Genomic DNA, 25,196 nt, shown 5'->3' with positions numbered 1-25,196 from the left:
GATAAGGATAAAAACTGAAAGAAACATCAAAATGCAGTTACTTCATGATTTGTGCCTGCTTAAGATAAGAATGTAATCATTAAAAGCCAATGGAAAAACGACTGTTTCATTAACACGGTAAATTATTTCAGTAAAAAAGTGAACGTATCTTTTTGTCATGTGCAAAATATGTCGTTACTTTGCACAAATTTTGAAGTCAACAATGAATCAACAGGAAATTAGAAGCAAGTATTATTTACATTCGGATGTTTTTCATCCCGAAACGAAAGTCTTCTTCTCTTATTTCCAAAAACAATATTTTAGTTCTTTGGTAATGCGTTAATCCTTTTTTGAGGGTAACGCATTTTTTTTATGAACGAACTTAGAAATAACAACTTATTATAACAACAAAAGAAATGGAAAAGGAAATCAAGAAAGTTCTCGTTTTGGGTTCTGGAGCACTCAAAATCGGACAAGCCGGAGAGTTCGACTACTCAGGCTCACAAGCACTGAAAGCTTTGAAAGAAGAAGGTATCAGCTCAGTATTGGTAAACCCGAACATCGCAACCATTCAGACTTCTGAAGGTATTGCCGATAAAGTGTATTTCCTTCCCGTAAATACTTATTTCGTAGAAGAAATTATCAAGAAAGAACGTCCCGATGGTATCCTTTTGGCATTCGGCGGACAGACTGCATTGAACTGTGGTGCTGAACTTTACACACAAGGTGTTCTTGATAAGTATGGAGTAAAGGTACTTGGAACTTCGGTAGAAGCTATCATGTATACAGAAGACCGTGACCTGTTTGTGAAGAAACTGGACGAGATAGAAATGAAGACTCCGGTCAGCCAGGCAGTAGAAAACATGGAAGATGCCATTGCTGCTGCACGCAGAATTGGCTATCCTGTCATGGTGCGTTCTGCTTATGCACTGGGTGGTCTTGGTAGCGGTATCTGTGCCAATGAGGAAGAGTTCCTGAAATTGGCAGAGAGCTCATTTGCTTTCTCCAAACAAATTCTGGTAGAAGAGTCTTTGAAAGGCTGGAAAGAAATCGAATTTGAAGTGATCCGTGACGCTAACGACCATTGCTTTACAGTAGCCAGCATGGAAAACTTCGATCCGCTGGGTATTCATACCGGCGAATCAATTGTAGTAGCTCCCACCTGCTCGCTGGATGATAAAGAACTGGCTCTGTTGAAAGAACTTTCTACCAAATGTATCCGTCACCTCGGTATCGTGGGTGAATGTAACATTCAGTATGCTTTCAACTCTGAAACGGATGACTACCGTGTGATTGAAGTAAATGCCCGTTTGAGCCGTTCTTCTGCATTGGCTTCTAAGGCTACCGGTTATCCGTTGGCATTCGTAGCTGCTAAAGTGGCACTTGGTTACACACTCGACCAGATTGGCGAGATGGGAACCCCGAACTCTGCATACGTAGCTCCGCAACTTGACTACTATATTTGTAAAATCCCTCGTTGGGACTTGACGAAGTTTGCCGGTGTATCCCGTGAAATCGGTTCAAGCATGAAATCGGTAGGTGAAATCATGTCTATCGGTCGCTCTTTCGAAGAAATCATCCAGAAAGGCCTTCGTATGATCGGTCAGGGAATGCACGGTTTCGTAGGTAATGACGAACTGCACTTTGATGATCTTGATAAAGAGCTTTCTCGCCCGACTGACTTGCGTGTTTTCGCCATTGCACAAGCAATGGAAGAGGGGTATACCATCGAACGTATCCACGACCTGACAAAGATTGACCCATGGTTCCTTGGCAAACTGAAAAATATCGTAGACTACAAAGCGAAATTGTCTACTTATAATAAGGTAGAAGATATACCTGCCGATGTAATGCGTGAAGCTAAAGTGTTAGGTTTCTCTGACTTCCAGATTGCCCGTTTCGTACTGAATCCAACCGGAAACATGGAGAAAGAAAACCTGGCAGTGCGTGCTCATCGTAAATCGATGGGTATCCTTCCGGCTGTAAAACGTATCAATACCATCGCTTCCGAACATCCGGAACTGACTAACTATCTGTATATGACTTATGCAGTGGAAGGCTACGATGTAAACTATTATAAGAATGAAAAATCAGTAGTCGTACTGGGTTCGGGTGCTTACCGTATCGGTAGCTCTGTAGAATTTGACTGGTGCTCGGTGAATGCAGTTCAGACTGCCCGCAAACTGGGTTACAAGTCTATCATGATTAACTACAACCCTGAAACGGTTTCTACTGACTATGATATGTGCGACCGTCTCTACTTCGACGAACTTTCGTTCGAACGTGTACTTGATGTAATCGACCTCGAACAACCTCGTGGTGTGATCGTCTCGGTAGGCGGACAAATCCCGAACAACCTGGCTATGAAACTTTATCGTCAGTCGGTTCCTGTATTGGGTACTTCTCCGATTTCTATCGACCGTGCTGAAAACCGTAACAAGTTCTCTGCTATGCTCGACCAACTGGGTATCGACCAACCGGCTTGGATGGAACTGACGAGTCTTGAAGAAGTGAAGGGATTTGTAGAAAAAGTAGGCTACCCGGTATTGGTTCGTCCTTCTTACGTCCTTTCAGGAGCAGCAATGAATGTTTGCTATGACGATGAAGAATTGGAAAACTTCCTGAAGATGGCTGCCGAAGTTTCTAAAGAATATCCGGTTGTTGTTTCCCAGTTCCTTGAAAATACGAAAGAGATTGAATTTGATGCCGTTGCGCAGAATGGTGAAGTGGTAGAATACGCAATCTCCGAACACGTAGAGTTTGCCGGTGTTCACTCCGGTGATGCTACTTTGGTATTCCCGGCACAGAAGATTTACTTTGCAACAGCTCGTCGCATCAAGAAGATTAGCCGTCAGATTGCTAAAGAACTCAATATCTCCGGTCCGTTCAATATCCAGTTCCTGGCTCGTAACAACGAAGTGAAAGTAATCGAATGTAACTTGCGTGCTTCTCGTAGCTTCCCGTTTGTTTCTAAAGTTCTGAAACGTAACTTTATCGAAACTGCTACCCGCATCATGTTGGATGCTCCATACTCACGTCCGGATAAGTCGGCATTCGATATCGACTGGATTGGTGTAAAAGCTTCTCAATTCTCTTTCTCTCGTCTGCACAAGGCTGACCCGGTATTGGGCGTAGACATGTCTTCTACTGGTGAAGTGGGATGTATCGGTGACGATTTCTCTGAAGCATTGCTGAATTCAATGATTGCTACCGGATTCAAGATTCCTGAAAAAGCTGTGATGTTCTCTTCCGGTGCAATGAAGTCGAAAGTAGATTTGCTGGATGCCAGCCGTATGCTGTTCGCTAAGGGCTATCAGATTTACGCAACTGCCGGAACAGCAGCTTTCTTGAACGCTCACGGTGTAGAAACTACTCCGGTTTACTGGCCGGATGAAAAGCCGGGTGCAGAGAACAACGTCATGAAGATGATTGCTGACCATAAGTTTGATTTGATCGTTAACATTCCGAAGAATCACAGCAAGCGTGAGTTGACGAACGGTTATCGTATCCGTCGCGGTGCAATCGATCATAACATTCCGTTGATTACCAATGCTCGTTTGGCAAGCGCCTTTATCGAAGCATTCTGCGAATTGAAACTGAATGATATTCAGATTAAGAGCTGGCAGGAATATAAATAAAAACAGCTTTAGCTGTCTATTAGATAAGGAGAACTCTCTCTTTGGCTTGTCCAAAGGGGGAGTTTCTTTTTATTAGTAAATATAGCACATCAGAGTGTGTTCTATATAGGGAGTGTTTTTGTTATTAATAAATGATTAAAGTTAATTATTGGTTGAAACTAAGTAGAATCTGTCTATCCATCAGCAAGAGAAGCGATTTATTTTTTATTTTTGTTTCTTGAAAAGATAAAATCAGATAAAACAATGTTAGTACTTCTATCTTGTGCCAAGACTATGAGTGAGACTTCAAAGGTGAAAGTACCTTTGAAGACAGTTCCACGATTTCAAAAAGAAGCTTCCGGGATTGCTTTGCAGATGTCACAGTTTTCGGTGGATGAACTGGAACGCTTGTTGCGTATAAATGCCAGGATGGCGGTGGAGAATTATAAGCGTTATCAGGCTTTTCATGCAGAAGACACATCGGAACTGCCCGCTTTGCTGGCTTATACCGGAATTGTATTCAAGCGACTGAATGCAAAGGATTTCTCGAAAGAAGAATTTGAATATGCGCAGGAACATCTGCGGTTGACTTCTTTCTGTTATGGGTTGTTGAGGCCTTTAGATGTCATTCGTTCCTACCGCTTGGAAGGAGACGTAGTGTTGCCGGAACCGGGTAATCAGACCATGTTCTCTTATTGGAAATCCCGTCTGACGGATGTCTTCATCGAAGATATAAAGAAAGCGGGAGGCATACTCTGCAATCTGGCCAGCGACGAGATGAAAAGTTTGTTCGATTGGAAACGTGTGGAGAGAGAAGTGCGTGTCGTTACTCCCGAATTTCAGGTGTGGAAGAACGGGAAATTAGCTTCGATAGTGATCTATATCAAGATGTCCCGTGGTGAAATGACGCGGTTCATTCTGAAGAACAGAATCGAAAATCCGGAGGATTTGAAAAGCTTCTCCTGGGAAGGATTCGAATTTAACGAATCTCTTTCGGATGAAAAGAAGTTTGTATTTACTAACGGTAAAGAAATATAAAGTATGACGGAAGTAGAAAAGATGCGTAGTAGCCAGTTGGCTGATATGGCTGTGCCGGAATTGCAGGTGCGTTTTGAACATGCCAAGAAACTGCTGGCGCGTATGCGGGGAATGAGCACTTATGATGCGGGGTATCGGGAATTATTGGAAGAACTGGTACCGGAGATTCCTGAAACTTCAATAATCTGCCCGCCTTTTCATTGCGATCATGGAGACGGAATCAAATTGGGTGAACATGTATTTGTGAATGCCAATTGCACTTTCCTGGATGGAGGATATATCACGATAGGCGCCCATACGCTGGTTGGACCTTGTGTGCAGATTTATACGCCGCATCATCCGATGGATTACCTGGAAAGAAGAGGCTCTAAGGAATATGCTTATCCGGTGACGATTGGCGAAGACTGCTGGATTGGTGGTGGTGCTATTATCTGTCCCGGCGTGACGATTGGCAATCGCTGTGTGATAGGGGCGGGGAGCGTTGTGACGAAAGATATTCCCGACGACAGTGTGGCAGTCGGGAATCCGGCACGTGTTGTTCGCAAACAGGTTGTTTAACGTTTGACCGGAAAAGTTATTTCCCGGATTTAAGCGTTCCTGCGTTACTATCTTTGTTGGGAATTCGTTTTCCTGCAGATTCTATTTTAATTATTAATGATAGAAAAAGAGGCGCGACTATCTTTATTTTGTTCTGTTTATTAGATGAACCGGAAGAAGTGAAAGTGGCAAGAAAAAAGTTTTTATTATTATTTGCTGATAATCAGAGTGTTTCTTTATTTGATAAAAACTTTCTTGAAAAATAATACATGAAATGTTTGCAGAATTCAAAAAATGCCGTACCTTTGCATCGCTTTTGAAACGGAAGTGTACGGGCGTTTAGCTCAGCTGGTTCAGAGCATCTGCCTTACAAGCAGAGGGTCGGCGGTTCGAATCCGTCAACGCCCACACCAAAAAGGAAGTCTTACGAAGAAATTCGTGAGACTTTTTTTATTTCTTACCTCTTTTATACAAACTTTCTTTCTCCTTTTATCTTATAACTCAGGAAAAAGAGTTAATTTTGCAGTCTGATAATTATCTAAGAAAACGTATGGAACTTGATGTATTAACGGCCATATCCCCGATTGATGGTCGATATAGAGGCAAAACTAAAGCTTTGGCAGCTTATTTCTCTGAATTTGCACTGATTAAATACCGTGTACAGGTAGAGGTGGAGTATTTTATCACCTTGTGCGAACTTCCTTTGCCGCAATTGAAAGGAATCGATAGTAGCGTGTTTGAAACTTTACGGAATATCTACCGTAACTTCTCTGAAGCAGACGCACAACGCATTAAAGATATCGAAAGTGTAACTAACCACGATGTGAAAGCCGTAGAATACTTCCTGAAAGAAGAATTTGACAAGATGGGCGGAATGGATGACTATAAAGAGTTTATCCACTTCGGACTGACTTCTCAGGATATTAACAATACGTCTGTTCCTCTTTCTATCAAAGAGGCATTGGATCAGGTTTATTACCCGTTGATTGAAGAGCTGATTGCACAGTTGAAAACCTATGCGACAGAATGGGCTAACATTCCGATGCTTGCCAAAACTCACGGTCAGCCGGCTTCTCCTACCCGCTTGGGTAAAGAAGTGATGGTATTTGTTTACCGTCTCGAACGTCAGTTGGCTATGTTGAAAGCATGTCCGCTTACCGCTAAGTTTGGCGGTGCTACCGGAAACTACAATGCGCATCACGTGGCTTATCCTCAATATGACTGGAAACAATTCGGCAATCGGTTTGTTGCAGAAAAACTGGGACTGGAACGCGAAGAATATACAACGCAGATTTCGAACTATGATAACCTCTCTGCTGTTTTTGATGCTATGAAGCGTATCAATACCATTATGGTGGATATGAATCGTGACTTCTGGCAGTACATCTCTATGGAGTACTTCAAGCAGAAGATCAAAGCTGGAGAAGTAGGCTCGAGCGCTATGCCGCATAAAGTGAATCCGATTGACTTTGAAAATGCAGAAGGTAACCTGGGCATAGCAACGTCTATTCTGGAACATTTGGCTGTGAAGCTTCCTGTTTCCCGTTTGCAGCGTGACTTGACAGACTCAACAGTGTTGCGTAATGTCGGTGTACCTTTCGGTCATATCGTGATTGCCATCCAGAGTTCTTTGAAGGGATTGCGCAAACTGTTATTGAACGAACCGGCTATTTATCGTGATTTGGATAATTGTTGGAGTGTAGTGGCAGAAGCTATTCAGACCATCCTGCGCCGTGAGGCTTATCCGCATCCGTATGAAGCTTTGAAAGCGTTAACCCGCACCAACCAAGCTATTACAGAAAGTTCTATTAAAGAGTTTATCGAAGAATTGAATGTAAGCGAAGATATTAAAAAAGAGTTAAGAGCAATCACTCCCCATACATATACGGGGCTTTAATTGTTTACTTATATAATAAACGTGTTTTTTTAATAGGCCGTGAGGCCAAAGTCTAATTTTATTCGAATAAAAAAATGAGCACAGAAAACGAAGAATGGCGCGAAAATTCTTTTAATGAAGAGAATACAGGTGCCGGCCGTGATGGTAACAGGTCTTACAACAGAGAAGGTGGAGAACGTCCGTATCGCCCTTCTTACAACCGTGAAGGCGGGGATCGTCCGTATCGCCCGCGATTTAATGCCAACAATGAAGGAGGCGAACGCCCGCAGCGTTCGTACGGTGACCGCTCTTATGGCGACCGTCCCCAACGTCCTTCTTACAATCGTGAAGGTGGAGATCGTCCGTATCGTCCTCGCTTCAATAACAATAATGAAGGAGGTGAACGTCCGCAACGTCCTTACAACCGCGAAGGTGGTTCTTATGACCGTCCTCAACGTCCTTCTTACAACCGTGAAGGTGGTGACCGTCCGTATCGTCCCCGTTTCAATAACGGCGAAGGTGGCGGCTATCGCAGCAACAACGGCGGTGGAGGTTATCGTCCGAGATATAATAACGACCGTCAAGGAGGATATCGTCCTCGTCCGCGTACCGGCGATTATGATCCGAACGCTAAGTATAGCGTAAAGAAACAGATCGAGTACAAGGAACAGTTCGTTGATCCGAATGAACCGATTCGTCTGAATAAGTTCCTGGCTAACGCAGGTGTTTGCTCCCGTCGTGAGGCTGATGAATTTATCACAGCAGGTGTGGTTTCTGTAAACGGTGAAGTGGTAACGGAATTGGGTACGAAGATCAAACGTTCGGATGTGGTTAAGTTCCACGACGAACCGGTAAGCATCGAACGCAAGGTATACGTATTGCTGAATAAACCGAAAGATACCGTTACTACATCGGATGATCCGCAGGAACGCCGTACAGTAATGGATTTGGTGAAAGGCGCTTGCAACGAACGTATTTATCCGGTAGGACGTCTGGACCGTAACACGACTGGTGTACTGTTACTGACGAATGACGGTGATCTGGCTTCCAAGCTGACACACCCGAAATTCCTGAAGAAGAAAATTTATCATGTTCATCTGGACAAGAACCTGACTAAAGCAGATATGGAACAGATTGCAGCTGGTATCCAGTTGGAAGATGGCGAAATCCATGCAGATGCGATCAGCTATACAGATGATTTCAAGAAAGACCAGGTAGGTATCGAAATTCACTCCGGTAAGAACCGTATCGTTCGCCGTATTTTCGAATCACTGGGTTATAAAGTAGTAAAACTCGACCGTGTGTTCTTCGCCGGACTGACCAAAAAAGGTCTGCGTCGCGGAGACTGGCGTTATCTGTCGGAAGCAGAAGTAAACTACCTCCGCATGGGTTCGTTTGAGTAATAAGTCAATAAATAACAACTTGACAGAGGACGGGGAAAGAAAGCAGGAAAGAATTCATCCTGCATTTGAAACCTCGTCTTCTTGTATCTAAAAAGAAAAAGTTAAATGGAAAAGATTGGTAGAACAAAAATTGTTGACCTGTTGAAGCGCACAGATATTGGCGCTATGGTCAATGTGAAAGGATGGGTTCGCACCCGTAGAGGTAGCAAACAAGTAAACTTTATCGCACTGAATGACGGTTCTACAATAAATAATTTGCAGATCGTAGTAGATTTGGCTAATTTCGATGAAGAGATGCTGAAACTGATTACTACCGGCGCTTGTATCAGCGTGAACGGAGAAATGGTAGAATCAGTAGGTTCCGGTCAGAAAGTGGAAGTACAGGCTCGTGAAATCGAAGTGCTGGGTACTTGCGATAATACATATCCATTACAGAAGAAAGGTCACTCTATGGAATTCTTGCGCGAGATTGCTCACTTGCGTCCGCGTACCAATACATTCGGTGCAGTGTTCCGCATCCGTCACAACATGGCGATTGCTATTCACAAGTTCTTCCATGAAAAGGGCTTCTTCTATTTCCATACGCCGATCATTACGGCTTCCGATTGTGAAGGTGCCGGACAGATGTTCCAGGTGACTACCATGAACCTGTATGACTTGAAGAAAGACGAGAGAGGTTCTATCTCTTATGAAGATGATTTCTTCGGTAAGCAGGCAAGTCTGACTGTTTCCGGTCAGCTGGAAGGTGAGTTGGCAGCTACTGCTTTGGGAGCTATCTACACATTCGGTCCTACGTTCCGTGCCGAAAACTCCAACACTCCCCGCCACTTGGCAGAGTTCTGGATGATTGAGCCGGAAGTGGCTTTCAACGACATTACAGACAACATGGACTTGGCAGAAGAGTTCATCAAATATTGTGTGAAATGGGCGTTGGATAACTGTGCGGATGATGTGAAGTTCCTGAACGATATGTTCGATAAAGGCTTGATTGAACGTCTGCAAGGTGTATTGAAAGATGATTTCGTACGTTTACCTTATACAGACGGTATCAAGATTCTTGAAGAAGCTGTTGCGAAAGGACATAAGTTCGAATTCCCGGTTTACTGGGGCGTGGACCTGGCTTCCGAACACGAACGTTTCTTAGTGGAAGAACACTTCAAACGTCCGGTGATTCTGATTGACTATCCGAAGGAAATCAAGGCCTTCTATATGAAGCAGAACGAAGACGGTAAGACTGTACGTGCCATGGACGTTCTTTTCCCGAAAATTGGTGAAATTATCGGTGGTTCCGAACGTGAAGCCGACTATAACAAGCTGATGACCCGTATTGAAGAAATGCATATCCCGATGAAGGATATGTGGTGGTATCTGGATACCCGTAAGTTCGGTACTTGTCCTCACTCCGGTTTCGGATTAGGGTTCGAACGTCTGTTATTGTTTGTAACAGGTATGGCGAATATCCGTGACGTGATACCGTTCCCGCGTACACCAAGAAATGCTGATTTCTAATATTTCGGTATATTTATGTAAAACTCGCATAATCTTTAGGTTATGCGAGTTTTTTTATGCTCTGAATTGCTGTATTCTCAAAATAAATCTTTATATTTGGAAATACGCATTCGAGAGTGTTAACTAAAATAATACAACAATGAAAAAGCTCTATTTCTTTACCATGCTTTCAATAATGTTGTTAGCGGTAACAGGTGCGACGGCCCAGAAGAAAACCAAATTCAAAGCGGCCGATTTGAAAGGTATTTGGCAGCTCTGCCATTATGTCTCCGAATCTCCCGATGTTCCGGGAGCGTTGAAACCCAGTAATACATTTAAAGTATTGGGTGATGACGGACAAATCGTTAACTTTACCATTATTCCCGGTGCGGATGCGATTATTACTGGATATGGTACTTATAAACAACTCACGGACGATTCTTATAAGGAAAGTATCGAGAAGAACATTCATCTTCCGATGCTGGACAATCAGGACAATATTTTGGAATTTGAGATTAAAGACAATGATTATCTCCATCTGAAATATTTTATCAAGAATGATTTGAATGGAAATGAGTTGAACACCTGGTATTATGAAACCTGGAAGAGGGTGGAGATGCCGGCTAAATTTCCGGAAGATATTGTGAGATAAGTAAGTGTTGTAACTGGAACAGGAGTTGCGCCCATCTTCATCAATTAAGAAGATGGGCGCAATTTTTATTGTTATTATATGAAAGTGGATAAAAACAAAAGCCTTTTGGATAAAATCTACATTGATAAATTTAGAATCAAGGATGAAAAAATAGATATATAAAGGCTTTCTTTTCGGTAATCCCTAATTTTGCTATCAGTAAAAACCAAAGATTCTAAATATATTAATCACATGAGATTAGAAAGTGGAATGAAAGAGGAAGGTTATATAGTTCCAGGAGTATAGAACTTCTGTAAAACGATATTGTCAGACGATGGATTTAAAGGCTGGCCCAAAAGCAAGTTCCGCTAAAAATGGCAGTTGCTGGAACATATATTCTACTTATATGAATAAAACATTAAAGCTATAAATATGAGAATGAAAACAAAGTTGTATGTCGCGGTTTGGGGGATGAGTCTGCTAACCGCTTGCAGTATTCCCAAAGCGGGTGCGCCGGAGTGGTTTGAGAACGCTGTGAAAACTTCCGGCCATCAGTTACTTTATATGGCAGAGCAATTGAAAGACGTACCGGATACTACATGTTTCCCGCGTTCAACCAAACCGGATGGAAGCTATCGTTTGGAAAATGCCAAAGACTGGACAAGTGGCTTTTATCCCGGTTCTATGTGGCTGGCTTATGAACTGACCGGAGATGAAGCTTTGGCAAAAGAAGCGCGTAAATATACCAACCGTTTGGAAGATATTCAGTATTATACCGGAAACCATGATATCGGTTTTATGATGTATTGTAGTTATGGGCAAGCTCTTCGTTTGAAGCCGGAGCCGAAAGATAAACAGGTTTTGATAAACTCTTCCGAGAGCCTTTGTACCCGCTTTAGCCCGGAAGTAGGTCTAATCCGTTCCTGGGATTTTGGCGACTGGAGCTATCCGGTTATTATTGATAATATGATGAATCTTGAAATGCTATTCTGGGCATCCGGGCAAACCGGAAATTCAAAATATCAGGATATTGCAATAGCTCATGCTGATAAGACGTTGAAAAATCACTTTCGCGAAGATATGACTTCGTATCATGTAGTCAGTTACTCTCCTCAAAGTGGTAAAGTAGAATCCAAAGGAACTTTTCAAGGGTATGCCGATTCTTCAGCCTGGGCACGTGGACAAGCATGGGGAGTTTACGGTTATACCATGTGCTATCGTTTTACCAAAAATCCGGCTTATTTGGATGCGGCTCATAAGATAGCCCGTTTCATCATGGAAAATCGTCCGTCGGAGAATGATTTTATTCCTTATTGGGATTATGACACGCCAGATATCCCAAATGCTCCGCGTGATGCTTCTGCATCAGCTGTCACAGCTTCCGCTTTGCTTGAGTTGTGCGAATATACAGATGATAAAAAGTTAGGTAACAGCTATGTAGAGTATGCCGAAAATATATTGAAACAGCTTTCTTCGCTGGATTATTTGGCGAAAGAAAAGGGAAACAATGGATTTATTCTGATGCATTCAGTTGGCAGTTTCCCACATGACAGTGAGGTGGATGTGCCATTAAACTATGCTGATTATTATTATTTGGAAGCACTAAAACGGTATAAAGATTTGAAGAAGTTTAGTTTAAGTGAGAAAGAATAATCTGTTTCATTAATGAAGCAAGAAGTTATAATAGTAAGAGATTTGAATATGAAAACAATAAACTATATCCTGGTCATTGCAATGTTGCTCTCATTCAGCAGTTGTATGCAGCAACCCAAAGAAGAAAAACAGGTGGAAACTACCAGTCAGAAATCGTATGAATACATGGCAACTGTACGCCTGACAGTAAGCGAAAGCAAGCGTCTGATCGCTAAAGGTATAGCGGCAAACAAAGACGTCAAGGACAGGTTGGAGAACGGTATTGTCATTATTACTTTGGGAACAACCAATACTTACCTTGCAGAAGAACTGGCTGGATTGTCTGCTCCCCGGGGAAGTTTCGTCACAGGACGTATCTTTCCGAGTTGGAAAGAGGACTTTGCCAAAGGTATGAAGCGCCAGTCGGAAATAGTATTGTTGAAAGGGAAGCCGGTTGATATTTCTTATGCCGATGCTTTAAACCGTATGAATGCAAAAGATATCGTATTCAAGGGGGCCAATATGGTGAACTATGCCAAACGCCAGGCAGCCGTATGTGTAGGGGCTCCCGACGGAGGAACGGTAGCGAAACTGCGTAAATATACTGACTCGGGCAAAGGACGCTGGATGGTTCCTGTGGGACTGGAAAAAGAAACTACCCAAGACCTCTTCGAGATACAAAAATTGACAAATAGTGATACGCAACGTGGTAAAGGCACAGTGCGTCTCAACGTAACGCAAGGTAATATTTACACCGAAATCGAAGCTCTCAAAGAATTTGCCGACGTGGATATTCATGTCACGGCGAAAGGTGGTGTGGACGGTGCCGAAGGCGGTGTCTCATTACTGATTTGCGGCACGAAAGCGGAAGTGGAAAAAGCGGAAAGTATAGTGAAGCAATTGCAGGGTGAGCCTGCTTTTGTGGAAAGCACTTCTGATTCAAAGAAATAAAATATCTATTACTAATGCAATAACAAGAATTATTTATGAAGAAAGTTTTATCACTCATTGCGTGTATCGGTTTGTCGCTGGCACTGAATGCGCAAAACAAGAAAGTATTCGGCACGAAAGACGGCGAACTGATACATGAAAGCTCTGAAAGCTACGAATGGCCTACTGATGCGAAAGTACTGGAGAAGCTGGATAAATGGCAGGATGTGAAATTTGGTATCATGTACCACTGGGGAATCTATTCGGTACCCGGTATTACTGAATCGTGGTTGCTTTGCTCGGAAGACCGCTTTACCAAGCGCAGACAGAAAGTTGCTCCGGATAAACCGTATGACGAATTCAAGAAATGGTACTGGGGACTGGCGGAATCGTTCAACCCAGTCAAGTTTGAACCTTCCCGTTGGGCGGACATTGCGCAGGAAGCCGGTTGCAAATATCTTATTTTCACTACCAAACATCACGACGGATTCTGTATGTATGATTCTAAATATACGGATTATAGCATAGCAAAGGGACCGTACAAGAACGGTAAATATGCAGATGTCACCAAACACCTGTTCGATGCTTTTCGGCAGAAAGGTTTTATGATTGGCACTTATTTCTCCAAACCGGACTGGCATCACAAGGATTATTGGGACCCGTTTTGGGCAACTCCCACTCGTGACGTAAACTATGATGTGAAGAAGTATCCTAAGAAATGGGCGAACTTTCAGGAGTTTACTGCCAATCAGATCGATGAATTGATGACCAACTACGGTGACGTCGATATCTTGTGGCTCGATGGCGGCTGGGTACGTAAACCGCAACAGGACATTAAACTGGATGAAATAGTAGAAAAGGCACGTCATAAACAGCCGGGATTAATCGTGGCAGACAGAACCGTGCCGGGACGTAACGAGAACTATCAGACACCGGAACGTGTCGTTCCTGAAAAACAAATCAACAATCCGTGGGAAACCAATATTCCTTTGGCTTATACTTGGGGATGGAGTCCGAACTCCGAATACAAATCCTGTTCATGGGTTATCAATATGTTGGCTGAAATTGTGGCTAAAGGTGGAAATTTGGCATTGAATATTGGCCCTACACCGGAAGGTGAGATTGAGCAAGAGGCAATTGACCGTTTGAAAGAAGTAGGGGATTGGCTGAAACGCAACGGTGAGTCTATTTATGCCACCCGTACTACCTCAAACTATAACTGCGATAAAGTATGGTTCACCGCTAATAAAGACGGTAAAACGCTGTATGCTATCTATGCCTTGCCTGAAAAAGAAACGCTACCTGCTACTATCGAATGGAAAGGAAATGAACCGACAGGAAAAATGACTTTGTTGCAAAATGGCAGAAGCGTGAAGTATTCCAGCAAGGATGGCAAGGTGATCGTCACCCTGCCTAAAGACTTGAAAAACGAACCGCTGGCATTCCGTTTTAAAGTTAAGAAATAATCGTTTGTAATTTGAATAACGCTATTATTTGTCTATGATAAAATATTTTAAAGTAAAAACTATAAGTTACATAACTATGAACATTAGATTCTTAATTCTGCTATTATCTTGTTGTACACTTGTTGCGCAAGCGCAACAGAGTGAGCGTAATCAGCATGCCATTATCGACTCGAGCGCGTCAACCTTTAATTTTGACATCGCATCAGGTCCTGTGGAACCTACCGATGAATCCATAGCGGCAAACTACCAATGTCCTGAATGGTTTCGTGATGCTAAATTCGGTATCTATATGCATTGGGGAGTTAATTCTGTTCCGGGGTATAGCGGGCATTATGGCAGGTGGATGTATTGGTATCAGGAACCGGATTCAAGTTTGCGTAAATATCGTGTGCTGGGTTACAGGGACAATGCTCCCAAGGCTTATCAGCATCATTTGAAAACTTATGGTCATCCATCCAAATTCGGTTATAAAGATTTCATTCCGATGTGGAAGGCTGATAAGTTTAATGCCGACTCATTAGCTGCTTTCTATAAGGAGAATGGTGCTAAGTTTATTGGCGTGATGGCGGTCCACCATGACAACTTCGACCTGTACGATTCAAGTCACCAACCTTGGAATTCGGTGAAGATGGGACCCAAATTGGATATTGTGGGAGCTTGGAAAAAAGCATGCAAAAAGGCGGGCGTTCATTTCGCTGTATCTTCGCATCTTAGCAATTACAGCCATGAGCACATGTTCTTCCAGGGTACCAATGCAGACCCTGACGGGCCTTATGCGGGTGTGCCTTATGATTATATGAATCCTGCTTACGAAGGGCTTTACGGTAAACGTACTCCCGACCGTATCATGAGATTACAACCAGAATTTGCGCAATCATGGTATCTTAGAACTAAAGAGCTGATTGATAAATACGAACCGGAATTACTTTATTTCGATGGTCCGTTGCCCAATGGCATCTATGGAATGCAGTTGGCTGCACATTTCTATAACAAGAATCTTTCGCGTAAGGGGGTACAGAATGGCGTACTCACTATCAAGAGAATGAAAAATGGGTTGACACTCGACCGTGAATGTTCAGGAGCAGATGATTTGCAGAAAAATCCATTCTTAGTAGATACGACAGTCAATCCCGGATGGTTTTATATGGGAAATACTTTGGATATCAGCAAGGATGCCGGAGATGCCGGCATGGCTTCAGTCGTGAAAGGCAAAACCAAGGATAAACTGCGTATGACTGCGGGGCAGATTGTGGACAATTTGGTAGATATTGTCAGTAAGAATGGTACCATGATGCTCAATGTAGGGCTTCGTGCTGACGGAAGTCTGCCTGAGACTTTTAGAAATGAACTGATAAAGATTGGCGATTGGCTGAAAGTGAATGGTGAAGCAATTTATGACACCCGGCCGTTCACAGTCTATGGTGAAGGCCCTTTTGCTGCAAAGAAACAGAAACAAAAACAGAAGTATGCCGATTATTTATACTCTTATTCGGCAAACGATTTTCGTTTTACAACCAAGAAGAATACAATCTATGTTTTTGCATTAGATTGGCCGGGAAATAATGAAACGATTAAAATACAGAACTTGAACAGTACCAAAGTAACGGATAAGATACAATCAATCTCTTTCCTGGCTTCGGGAGAAAAACTGAAATGGAAACAGGAGCAAGATGCATTGTATATCACAATGCCTTCCCAGGCAATTGGTGAATATGCTTATGCCTTTAAAATTACTCTGAAGTAACGGTTGAAAGTATATAAGTTCCTTTTTACGTATGTCAAATTACGGATAATATCGGAAATAGGAAATTGGGAGAGGCTGAAGATTATTCAGCCTCTTTTTTTTCTTGGTTTCTCACATAATCGGAAGGCAAGCAGCCTACATGTTTCTTGAAACTGGTAGAGAAATAAGAAGGTGAACTGAAACCTACCTTATTGCTGATTTCAGAAATCGAATACCTTCCTTCCAACAATAATTTGCAAGCCTTATTAAGGCGGATACGGCGGATGAAGTTAGCCGGCGGCTCTCCTGAAATGGAATTCATTTTGAGGTAGAGTGAAGAACGGCTCATACAAAGTTGTTCGGCCAAATCATCAGCCGTAAAACTTTCGTTGTCGATATTATCTTCAACAATCTGTATGGCTTTGCTCATAAACTCTTCGTCTAATGCATTGGACGTAATTTTTGCCGTATCAATGTCTATTGTGTTGGAGTAATAGTATCTTAACCGTTGTTTCGCTTTCAGGATATTATTGATTTTCCCTTTCAGCAAATTCATGGAGAAAGGTTTGGGGATATAATCATCCGCACCAATCTGAATACCGGCTGTCTGCGCTTCGATACTTCCCTTGGCAGATAGCAGAATAACGGGAATGTGGCAGGTCTGCATGTTTTTCTTGATGAGTTCACATAGCTTTATGCCGTCGATACCCGGCATCATCACGTCAGAAAGTACAATATCCACTTTCTGCTCTTTCAGAATAGCTAGTGCTTCTGCCCCGTTTCCGGCAGTCAGCGTGACATACTTCGATTTGAAATTATTCTTCAGATAGTCAACCATCTCTTTGTTATCATCCACCAGTAAAATGGTTTCTGTCATTTCATCCGGTGTTTCATTTTCTTCCTGTCCGGCAACAGGAGACGTCACAGTAAATTCCCCGTCTTCAATCATTGTTTCTGTGGCTAGTGAGGACGTTTGCCATTCGGGATTGTTTTTTTCTTTTTGCGTCAGTAATTCCGTCGGGGCAAATACTTTGAGGTCTGAAGGCAGTTCGACATTGAATTCACTCCCTTGGTTAAGTTTACTGTTGACGCTGATACTTCCGTGATGCTTCTCAACCAGACATTTTACTAATGAAAGACCAATTCCACTTCCTTTCCGGTCTTCGTTCGCCTGGTAGAAACGTTCGAAGATACGCGACAGTTTTTCCGCAGAGATTCCGATACCGTTATCTTTTATCGTGAATCCGAAGCTATTCTCCTTTTCCCAGACAGAGAGCATTATTTCCCCACCGTTCGGGGTAAATTTGAAGGCATTGGAAAGCAGATTGGTCAATATCATCTCCACATAAGTCTTATCTATTGGGAGCGGGTTGCCACTCAATTCCGGCTGATATTGATAAGTGATATTTCTTTTCTGCGCATTCTCCTTAAACATACTGAACACATTCCGGGCTAGCTCGTCTACGTTATTCATAGCGACATGAATAGGTAATGCCCCGGATTCAGCTTTACGGAAATCCAGTAATTGGTTGACAAGATGCAGTAGTTTGCGCCCGTTTCTATATACGTATGAGAGTTTCTGTTGAACCTGGATGTCAAGCTTGTTTTTTTCTGCTACCAATTCTTCCAAAGGAGCCAGTATCAGGCTTAACGGAGTTCGCAGTTCGTGAGACATATTGATGTAGAAGCGAACCTTCTCCTGACTGATTTCTTCAATCTTATTACGTTCCATATGCTCAATCTGCACTTGCATTTTCATCTTGGCGCGAGCAATGAAGAAATAAACGATAAAGGTGAGCCCACCCAGTATAAGTAAGACATAAAGAGTCTTCGCCCACCATGTCTGATACCACATCGGGGTGATATGTACAAAGAACTCGGTCGGGGTGACACTCCAGCGTCCGTTGTTATTACATGCCTTTACCATAAATGTATATTTTCCGGGCGGCAGATTGGAATAGGTGACACCTCTTGTAGAAGAAAGAGCCTGACCCGAATATATCCAGTCGTCATCGAAGCCTTCCAGTTTGTAGGCAAACAGATTACGTTTTCCGGAAAGATAATTGATTACGGAAAAATGGATACTGAACAGTTTCTTGTTGGAAGGAAAGGACATTCCTAATAACCTGCCGTTATTTGACTGGAAGTACTTGGATTTTCCATCTTTTATTTTTGCGACCGCTTGGTTCTGAATTGCAGCACCGGTGATGATAGCATTGGGAGAAAACGGATTATCTACAAATTCGTAGGGATTGAAATAAGTAATTCCTTCCAGGCTTCCCAAAAAGAAAATACCGTCTTGTGTCTTGCAGGCTCCGTAGGTATTAAACTGGCTGTGGCTCAATCCGTCTTGTACGGTATAATTGAGGAAGGTTTGCTCGGAAGGGTCAAAGCAGGACAATCCGCGATTGGTTGTTATCCACAATCGTCCGCGTCCATCTTCCAGTATTCCGTAGATGAAATTATTGGGTAATCCGTTGCTTGTAGAATAGCGGGTCTGATGTTCGGTGCTTCCGTCGGGCGACTTGTACAAACCGGCTGAAGAACCTATCCAAATTTGCCGGTTGCTGTCTTCTTGTATAGAGAAAGCCTGTATCAAAGCCGGAGTTGCAGACGTATGGTCTTTCCATGCTTCCAGTTTGCCGTTTGCATATACAAATAAACTTTCTTCTGTCCCAATCCATACCCGGTCTTTCGAGTCGCGGTATAGGATAGATATAAGTATAGAGCTTAACTGGGGATATTTTTTCGTTAAAGGGTGGGGGGATAATTGCTTGTTTTTTTTATCAAAACTGTACAATCCGATGATGGAACCCACCCAAAGTGTGCCGTCCTGTCCGTCCAATAGAGAGTAACAACTGTTGCTGAATGAGACTGCCTTTGGGAAAGTATAGTTCTCGATTTGCCTGGTGCGGGTGGATAAATAACTCAATCCGCCGCCGTGGCTTCCTACGTAAACACCATCCATATCCGGAAGCACACATTTGATATTGTCCGACTGCAACGCATGGGGATTATGCCGATTAGCCCGGTAAACCGAAAAATGCTTGTTTTTCCGGTCATATTCGTTTAACCCGCCGTCATTGGTTCCTATCCAAAGATTCCCTGTACGGTTATCTTCTACAATACAACTGACTGTATTGTCACTGATAGAGTTTTTATAGGCGGAATAGGTCAGTGTTTCAAAAGCCGGTGCCATGGGGTGATAGTAGTTGAGCCCACCATGGAAAGTGCCTACCCACATTCCACCCTGGTGGTCTTTCAGGATGGAACGTACGGAGTTGTGCCCTAATGATGTTTTATCCTCATGAGAAAATGCGTATTTCTTTATTTTTTCCGTCTCGGGCTCGAGTATGAACAGTGCATTGATTGTGCCAATCCAAATATTGCCTTTGTCATCTTGTCCCAATGTGCGGACAGTATTTTCAGGCAACTGCTGCGGGCTCTTGTAATGATAATGCTTTTTTATCTGAAACTTTTCGTCCACACAATATACTCCGCTTGTCAAAGATCCCAGCCAACAGATACGTTTTCTAGGATCGTAGAGAATGGATGAGATAACTTCTTTTTCTAATTCGGGGATTAACTGGACGATAGAATTATCATGTGGATGATAATAATAAACACCTGATGAAGTGCCGAGCAGTACCTCGTTGTTCATCTTACAAATGGAATAAATGGTGGATTCCCGCAGAAGAGGGTGACGGTTCATATAACCAGTCTTTTTGTCAAAGACAACAAGACCGCTGCTTGTTCCCAGCAAAAGCTGATTTTTATCGCTCAAGTCCCCGATACTGAGTATTTGCACAGGTAGCTTATCCGGCAAGTAATAGTTGGTGAAGTTATTCCCGACGATGTTGTATCGGGACAAGCCGGTTAGCGTGCCTACCCACACTGTACCTTCCGCATCCGTACAAAGTGAGTAAACATGGTTATTGGATAAACTCGTGCTGTCGTTCAAATTCTTGTAAAGAGGGACAAAACGGTATCCGTCATACCAGTTCACCCCGTCAACGGTTCCTACCCAGATTTTACCGTTGTGGTCTTGCGTCAGCGCAAGAACCGTATTTTGTGACATTCCGTTATTCACCGAAAGACGCCGGAAGTGAATACGCTCTGAACTGCCGGTGCTTGCATGACAGAAAGAAGTGGATAATAAACAGAGGAAGAGGCTAAAGATAGAGCCTATTTGCAAATATCGGTTTCTCATGTGTGCTGAATGATAAATGTGAATATTACAAATCTAAGGTAAAGATAGTCATCTTTCATTCAATCACAAAATATACTTTCGAAATATTCATGTCGGTTTTCTCATCTACCTGTTAATTGTATTTCTGCTTATTGACGGCTTATTAATTTAAAATAACGGAGCAATCCTTCTGCATAATAGTAATCGGCATAGGACAATCCACCTTCCAGTTCGCTGCTGCGGAGATAATTCCCGGTAGCCTGTTTTAAAACAAAGAAAGAATGTTTTCCCGGTTTGGCGAGATACTCCTCGGAAGAAAGGTTTTTCAGTATTTTTTCTCCGGTTGGGAAGTAGTCTTTATTTGTGGAGTAGGTGCTTAATTCTATTAGGGCAGAAGCCATGATAGAAGCTGCGGAAGTATCCCGCATCGTTGAAACTTGGCTGCCGGAATAGTCCCAATAAGGAATTCCGTCTGCCGGCAGGTTCGGATGATGTATGAGGAAATCGGCGATATGTTCAGCTTGGCGGAGATATTTCGCTTTCTTAGTTTCCCTGTACATCATGGTGAAGCCATAGAGCCCCCATGCCTGTCCGCGTGCCCAGGTCGAAACACTGATGTCATCAGAACCATTATTCCAGTCGAATTTGCGAACCTCGCCCGTTTCCGCATTATAGTCAACCACGTGGGGACACGAATAATCTTTGCGGTATTGGCATTTCATCGTTTTATCGGCATGGGAAAGGGCGATGTGGCGCAAGGTGGTATCCCCGGATAACTTATAAGCTTCCATCAATAATTCCAAATTCATCATGTTGTCAATGATAACCGGGAATTGCCAGTCGCGTGTAGCGTCTTCTTCCCAAGACATGATAAGTCCGGTTTTGTATGAATAACGCGAGCTTAAGGTCTTGGCGGAACGACAGATGATTTTGGCGTAATCGGAATTTTTAGTCAGGCGCCAGCCATTGCCGTAACTGCAATACATCTTGAAACCGATGTCGTGGTCGAAGGCGTTGAACTGCTCCGACTTGAGTAAAGCGGTAGCCCGTTCGGCACGCTTTTTCCACTCTTCCTTACCGGTATATTCGTACACATACCATAACATTCCCGGGAAAAATCCACTTGTCCAGTCTGCCGGACTTACCAGTCCCCGTTGGGTGGAACGGGGAAGGCAAGACGACTTTTCTACTTTGGCGGACATCTTTTTCGCCTGTTTTTCAATCACGGAGAAAGCGTGCTGAAACCATTGCGGAACTTTCTTTCCCGGTTCGGCGGCATAGCCCGGCAGTTTTCCGAAGAGACAAGCGGCGAGTAGTAGAAGGATAAGGGTATTTCTTTTTTGACGGTATTTCATGTTTGAGACTAATTATCTATTGAGTATTTATCCTGAAAACTGATTATTTAGGTATATTGATAACAATGGGGGTAGCGGCATATAAGTCGGACTGATAGTTGTAGCGCTTCTCATCTCTGATGTCCGGCAGTTCAACCACTACTTTGGCACCACTTTTGTCTGGAGATACGGTTACAGTTTCCCCTTCCAACGGGTAAATTCCTTTCGTCCGGTAGGTATAAGTTCCTGCTGTCAGAGGAGCATTGACGCGGAATGTCAGTCTTTGCTTCTTGCCGTCCGGCATCGGATTAGAAACGGATAAAGCCCAGCTTTCACCATTATCACGCAGCATGATTAGTGCTACATCGTCAGAAATTACTTCAGTTTTTCCTACCGAAATTGTGCCGGGCTTGAAGAAAGCATATTGCCAGGTCTTATCGGTTGCGGAATATACCGCATGGGCGGAAGCTGTATTTTCTACAGTAGCAATCTCTTTTTGCAGGTTTGTCACGCGGGCTTTCATATCCTCTTTGCTGATATTGGCTATCAGGTAGTAAGCGTAATTATCATCCAAACCGCTTCCCGGTGTTAATCCATGGTTGAGGGCAATAATAAAGTTAGGCTGGTTGTTGGCTATTGCCCGGTCGGTGATGTTGATTTCCTTTCCGGTTTTAATCATCAGTTGCAGCTTCTTTTTCGGCAGGATGACATATCCTTTTTCGCCTTGATGAAGCCAGCAGACAGATTCTATGTTTTCAGTGATATTCACCGACTCACCCGGATTTACTGTTTGTTCTTTACCGTTGACACACCACGTCAATTCCCGGTTGAAGACAGACTGGTCGAGGAAAGTGGTAATCTCCTTTCCCTGTCCCGGACGCAGACGGGCAATACCGCTTCCTAATGCGATAATTTTATCTTCGATGAAGTGGTAGGTTTTGAATGCGATGGAAGAACTATACTTCTCTTTCGGTAAATGATGGTAAATTCCCATACCTGCCTTACCGTCAGCCAATACACCGGATATTTTGTTTAAGCCGGGTAACGAAGCCTGTGCACCCCCTTCGGCGGGTAGGGCGTCAGTACGCCATTCTTCTGTTAATCCCGGTATAGCGTGCCAGTCATAATTCTTCAATACCTGACTGGCATATTCGTCTCCGCATATTTTTAGTTGCAGGATTCCGTAGCCCAAATGCCAGGATTTACGAACTTTACCGAAGTCTTCGGCACCCACTGTACGCTCTGATTTCAGCTTTAGGGATGCATAGAACGGTGATTCGTTTTCTCCCCGGCGGTGTACGAGATATTCATTTACCCAATAAGCGTCCGTACCTGAATATTCGTGTGTATTTGCTTTGATTCCTTTGATAGCAGCCTGTAGTTCTTCAACTCCTGCCAACTTGGTGTCTTTGCTTCGGGCTTTTAGCATTTCATTGACAGCTTTGGGATAGCTCTTGGTGGCGAATTTATCTAAATCTTCCAAATAAGAACGTCCGGAGACAAGGAAATCCATGTGTTGTTTATAAATTAGCTTGGGATAGACTTTCAATAAATAGTCTAACTGGAACTGATAATATGGAGCGTCTACTTTGAATGGAGTGTTCTTGAGATATTGATATCCCACATTGCAGTCTGTCAGCCATTCAAATCCATAAGCTACCATGGCGGCATCAGTTGCTTGCCCTACATGGTGGGATATGGTACCGTCCGGCTGAAATCCCGACTGGATATACTTATGTGCAGGAATATTGTATTTGGTCATCCACCGACTGACATCGGCTATCACCCCTTGCGGACTCCAACCGGGGGAGAAACTGAAATTTTTGAAAGGTTTGTCTTTATAGAAGTCGCTATACCAGTATTGTACGTATGTCAGTGGGCGATTGTAGTCAGCCCAAATAATAGGCAGTGCCAGCATGGTGCGTGAGCGATGTCCCAGATTGGCATCTGCCCAGGCACCGGACGAATAAAGTGTATCTTGTATTTCTCCCCAACGTTCTTTAGGATTATCAATGGCTCTGCGGCTTTTGATAATAGACATGAATAACTGGTTATATCGTATCAGCGCATCATGTACCTTAAAACAAGTCTCATCATTCTCCTGTATGCCTTTTAGTATATCAGGAATAAGATAGAGTGCAGGTACCACTAATGGATCTGTCAATACCCATTGGTGGGTTGGTATTTGCATTCCTGCTAATTTATTGGCTTGAAGTAAACTGAAACCGTCTCCAGTGCAGTTACCGATAGGTTTTCCATTAATTTCTACATCTTTACCTTCCACAGGAACTGACAGTGTATAAGCCAGTATTGCCTTGTATAAAGCATTGCGCAATTCTTTCCGCTTTTCTTGGGAACCTTGTGGTCCATAGACTTTTGACGTGGCATAGGCATATCCGAGTCCACCAATCTGATTGGCTACTTTTGCCCAGTCATATTCAATGGTTTTGGTGTTTAGGTGGTCGTTTTTAGGATTGAACTCACCTTTATAATCCTGCGGATGAGTGGTATAACATCTGAATCCTTCGAAACGTCCGTCATTCTTTTCTAATTCCTCTATTTTTTCCGCCACCTCTTTATCTGAATATTTAGTTCGTCCATATAAACGACTGGTGCCGATTGCATGAGGGACGTAGCGGTCATATAATAATGTCCACAAAGTGCTTTTGACAATATTGACTGTAATATCGAACAGCTTTATTTGTTTGTTCCCGTCTTTCAGGGCGATTGTCATGGGATAGGATGAGGCTTTGGATCCGGTCTTCTTCTTTTTGTCGACGATCAATACTCCCATAATGCGTTGCGACAAGTCGTAACGGGTATCTATCCTGAACAACCCATCTGCCGGCTGGGCGATGATTTCGAACTTATATCCTTGAGGGATAGGAGAGGTTAATACATCTTTATTTTTTTCCAAATGAATGCGTCCGGTAACTTCCGTTCCGGCAGAACTGTTGATTGGAATATCAAAGTACGTGGCAAACACTTTTTCTTGTGCATGTGCCTGAAAACTGATGCATGAACAGGTGATACATACAATCAGAAGAGGTAGAAATCCTTTTTTCATGTTATAGTGTTATTTAATACTTTAATTCTGTTATCATTAAATGATGCCTTGGCTATTGCTAATAAACTTCTTAAGGCTTAATAGGAAACTTGCTGAAGGTTACTGCTAAACTTTTCCGGGCTTAAAGGTAAACTATAAACGAAAGCTTTGTTTTTATAATTGCAACTTTTGTTTTTATAATTGCAAGCTTTGTTTTTATAAACAAAGGCTTTGTTTATAGATTAGGCTTAATGGAGAATAACTTTACTTCCTATCATTTAGAACTTTACTCTTAATTGAAAGAAAC

General features: G+C 42.9%; 14 protein-coding genes and 1 tRNA gene. 12 read left to right on the top strand and 3 right to left on the bottom strand.

Features of this window, described 5'->3' with window-relative positions; translation table 11 throughout:
• The first annotated feature begins 395 nt into the window (after positions 1-395).
• The 12 genes from carB to ACT8YW_RS01980 all read left to right on the top strand — a co-directional run bounded on the left by carB (position 396) and on the right by ACT8YW_RS01980 (position 16,341).
• On the top strand, positions 396-3,617 hold the full coding sequence (gene carB, locus ACT8YW_RS02035) for a carbamoyl-phosphate synthase (glutamine-hydrolyzing) large subunit (protein WP_032844102.1): 3,222 nt from the start codon (positions 396-398) through the stop codon (positions 3,615-3,617).
• A gap of 243 nt (positions 3,618-3,860) precedes the next feature.
• Positions 3,861-4,634 carry a peroxide stress protein YaaA gene (yaaA, locus tag ACT8YW_RS02030; RefSeq protein WP_009038969.1) on the top strand — a complete coding sequence of 258 codons (774 nt, stop codon included), beginning with the start codon at positions 3,861-3,863 and terminating at the stop codon, positions 4,632-4,634.
• A 3-nt stretch (positions 4,635-4,637) separates the two neighbouring features.
• Positions 4,638-5,192 (top strand): sugar O-acetyltransferase, encoded by a 555-nt coding sequence (locus ACT8YW_RS02025; protein WP_444103801.1) that lies wholly within the window; start codon positions 4,638-4,640, stop codon positions 5,190-5,192.
• A 312-nt stretch (positions 5,193-5,504) separates the two neighbouring features.
• Positions 5,505-5,579, top strand: a tRNA-Val gene (locus tag ACT8YW_RS02020).
• 142 nt (positions 5,580-5,721) lie between these two features.
• Entirely contained in the window at positions 5,722-7,068 is a 1,347-nt protein-coding gene (gene purB / locus ACT8YW_RS02015) for an adenylosuccinate lyase (protein ID WP_008020410.1), read from the top strand.
• 74 nt (positions 7,069-7,142) lie between these two features.
• On the top strand, positions 7,143-8,450 hold the full coding sequence (locus ACT8YW_RS02010; protein ID WP_134985015.1) for a pseudouridine synthase: 1,308 nt from the start codon (positions 7,143-7,145) through the stop codon (positions 8,448-8,450).
• Between the two features lie 105 nt (positions 8,451-8,555).
• Positions 8,556-9,959 (top strand): asparagine--tRNA ligase, encoded by a 1,404-nt coding sequence (gene asnS, locus ACT8YW_RS02005; RefSeq protein WP_009038972.1) that lies wholly within the window; start codon positions 8,556-8,558, stop codon positions 9,957-9,959.
• Positions 9,960-10,098: 139 nt separating this feature from the next.
• Entirely contained in the window at positions 10,099-10,590 is a 492-nt protein-coding gene (locus ACT8YW_RS02000) for a DUF4488 domain-containing protein (RefSeq protein ID WP_049701811.1), read from the top strand.
• 417 nt (positions 10,591-11,007) lie between these two features.
• A complete protein-coding gene (locus ACT8YW_RS01995; RefSeq protein WP_444103805.1) occupies positions 11,008-12,222 on the top strand; it encodes a glycoside hydrolase family 88 protein in 1,215 nt (404 codons plus the stop codon).
• A gap of 48 nt (positions 12,223-12,270) precedes the next feature.
• Entirely contained in the window at positions 12,271-13,152 is an 882-nt protein-coding gene (locus ACT8YW_RS01990; RefSeq protein WP_444103800.1) for a hypothetical protein, read from the top strand.
• A gap of 35 nt (positions 13,153-13,187) precedes the next feature.
• Positions 13,188-14,597, top strand: a complete 1,410-nt coding sequence (locus ACT8YW_RS01985; RefSeq protein WP_444103799.1) for an alpha-L-fucosidase — start codon at positions 13,188-13,190, stop codon at positions 14,595-14,597.
• A 76-nt stretch (positions 14,598-14,673) separates the two neighbouring features.
• A complete protein-coding gene (locus tag ACT8YW_RS01980; protein ID WP_444103798.1) occupies positions 14,674-16,341 on the top strand; it encodes an alpha-L-fucosidase in 1,668 nt (555 codons plus the stop codon).
• Positions 16,342-16,423: 82 nt separating this feature from the next.
• Here the strand turns inward: ACT8YW_RS01980 and ACT8YW_RS01975 are convergent, their stop codons facing one another.
• The 3 genes from ACT8YW_RS01975 to ACT8YW_RS01965 form a co-directional block, all read right to left on the bottom strand.
• Positions 16,424-20,530, bottom strand: coding sequence for a hybrid sensor histidine kinase/response regulator transcription factor (locus ACT8YW_RS01975; protein WP_444103797.1), 4,107 nt, complete (start codon positions 20,528-20,530; stop codon positions 16,424-16,426).
• Positions 20,531-20,658: 128 nt separating this feature from the next.
• Positions 20,659-21,864: a glycoside hydrolase family 88 protein gene (locus tag ACT8YW_RS01970; protein WP_444103796.1), complete on the bottom strand. Its 1,206-nt coding sequence runs from the start codon at positions 21,862-21,864 to the stop codon at positions 20,659-20,661.
• A 43-nt stretch (positions 21,865-21,907) separates the two neighbouring features.
• Entirely contained in the window at positions 21,908-24,910 is a 3,003-nt protein-coding gene (locus tag ACT8YW_RS01965) for a polysaccharide lyase family 8 super-sandwich domain-containing protein (RefSeq protein WP_444103795.1), read from the bottom strand.
• Between the last annotated feature and the right edge of the window lie 286 nt (positions 24,911-25,196).

The organism is Bacteroides sp., from assembly GCF_052357945.1.
Classification (GTDB): Bacteria; Bacteroidota; Bacteroidia; order Bacteroidales; family Bacteroidaceae; genus Bacteroides.
Note: the sequence above shows the minus strand (reverse complement) of the source record. Positions and strands in the feature narration are given on the sequence as shown.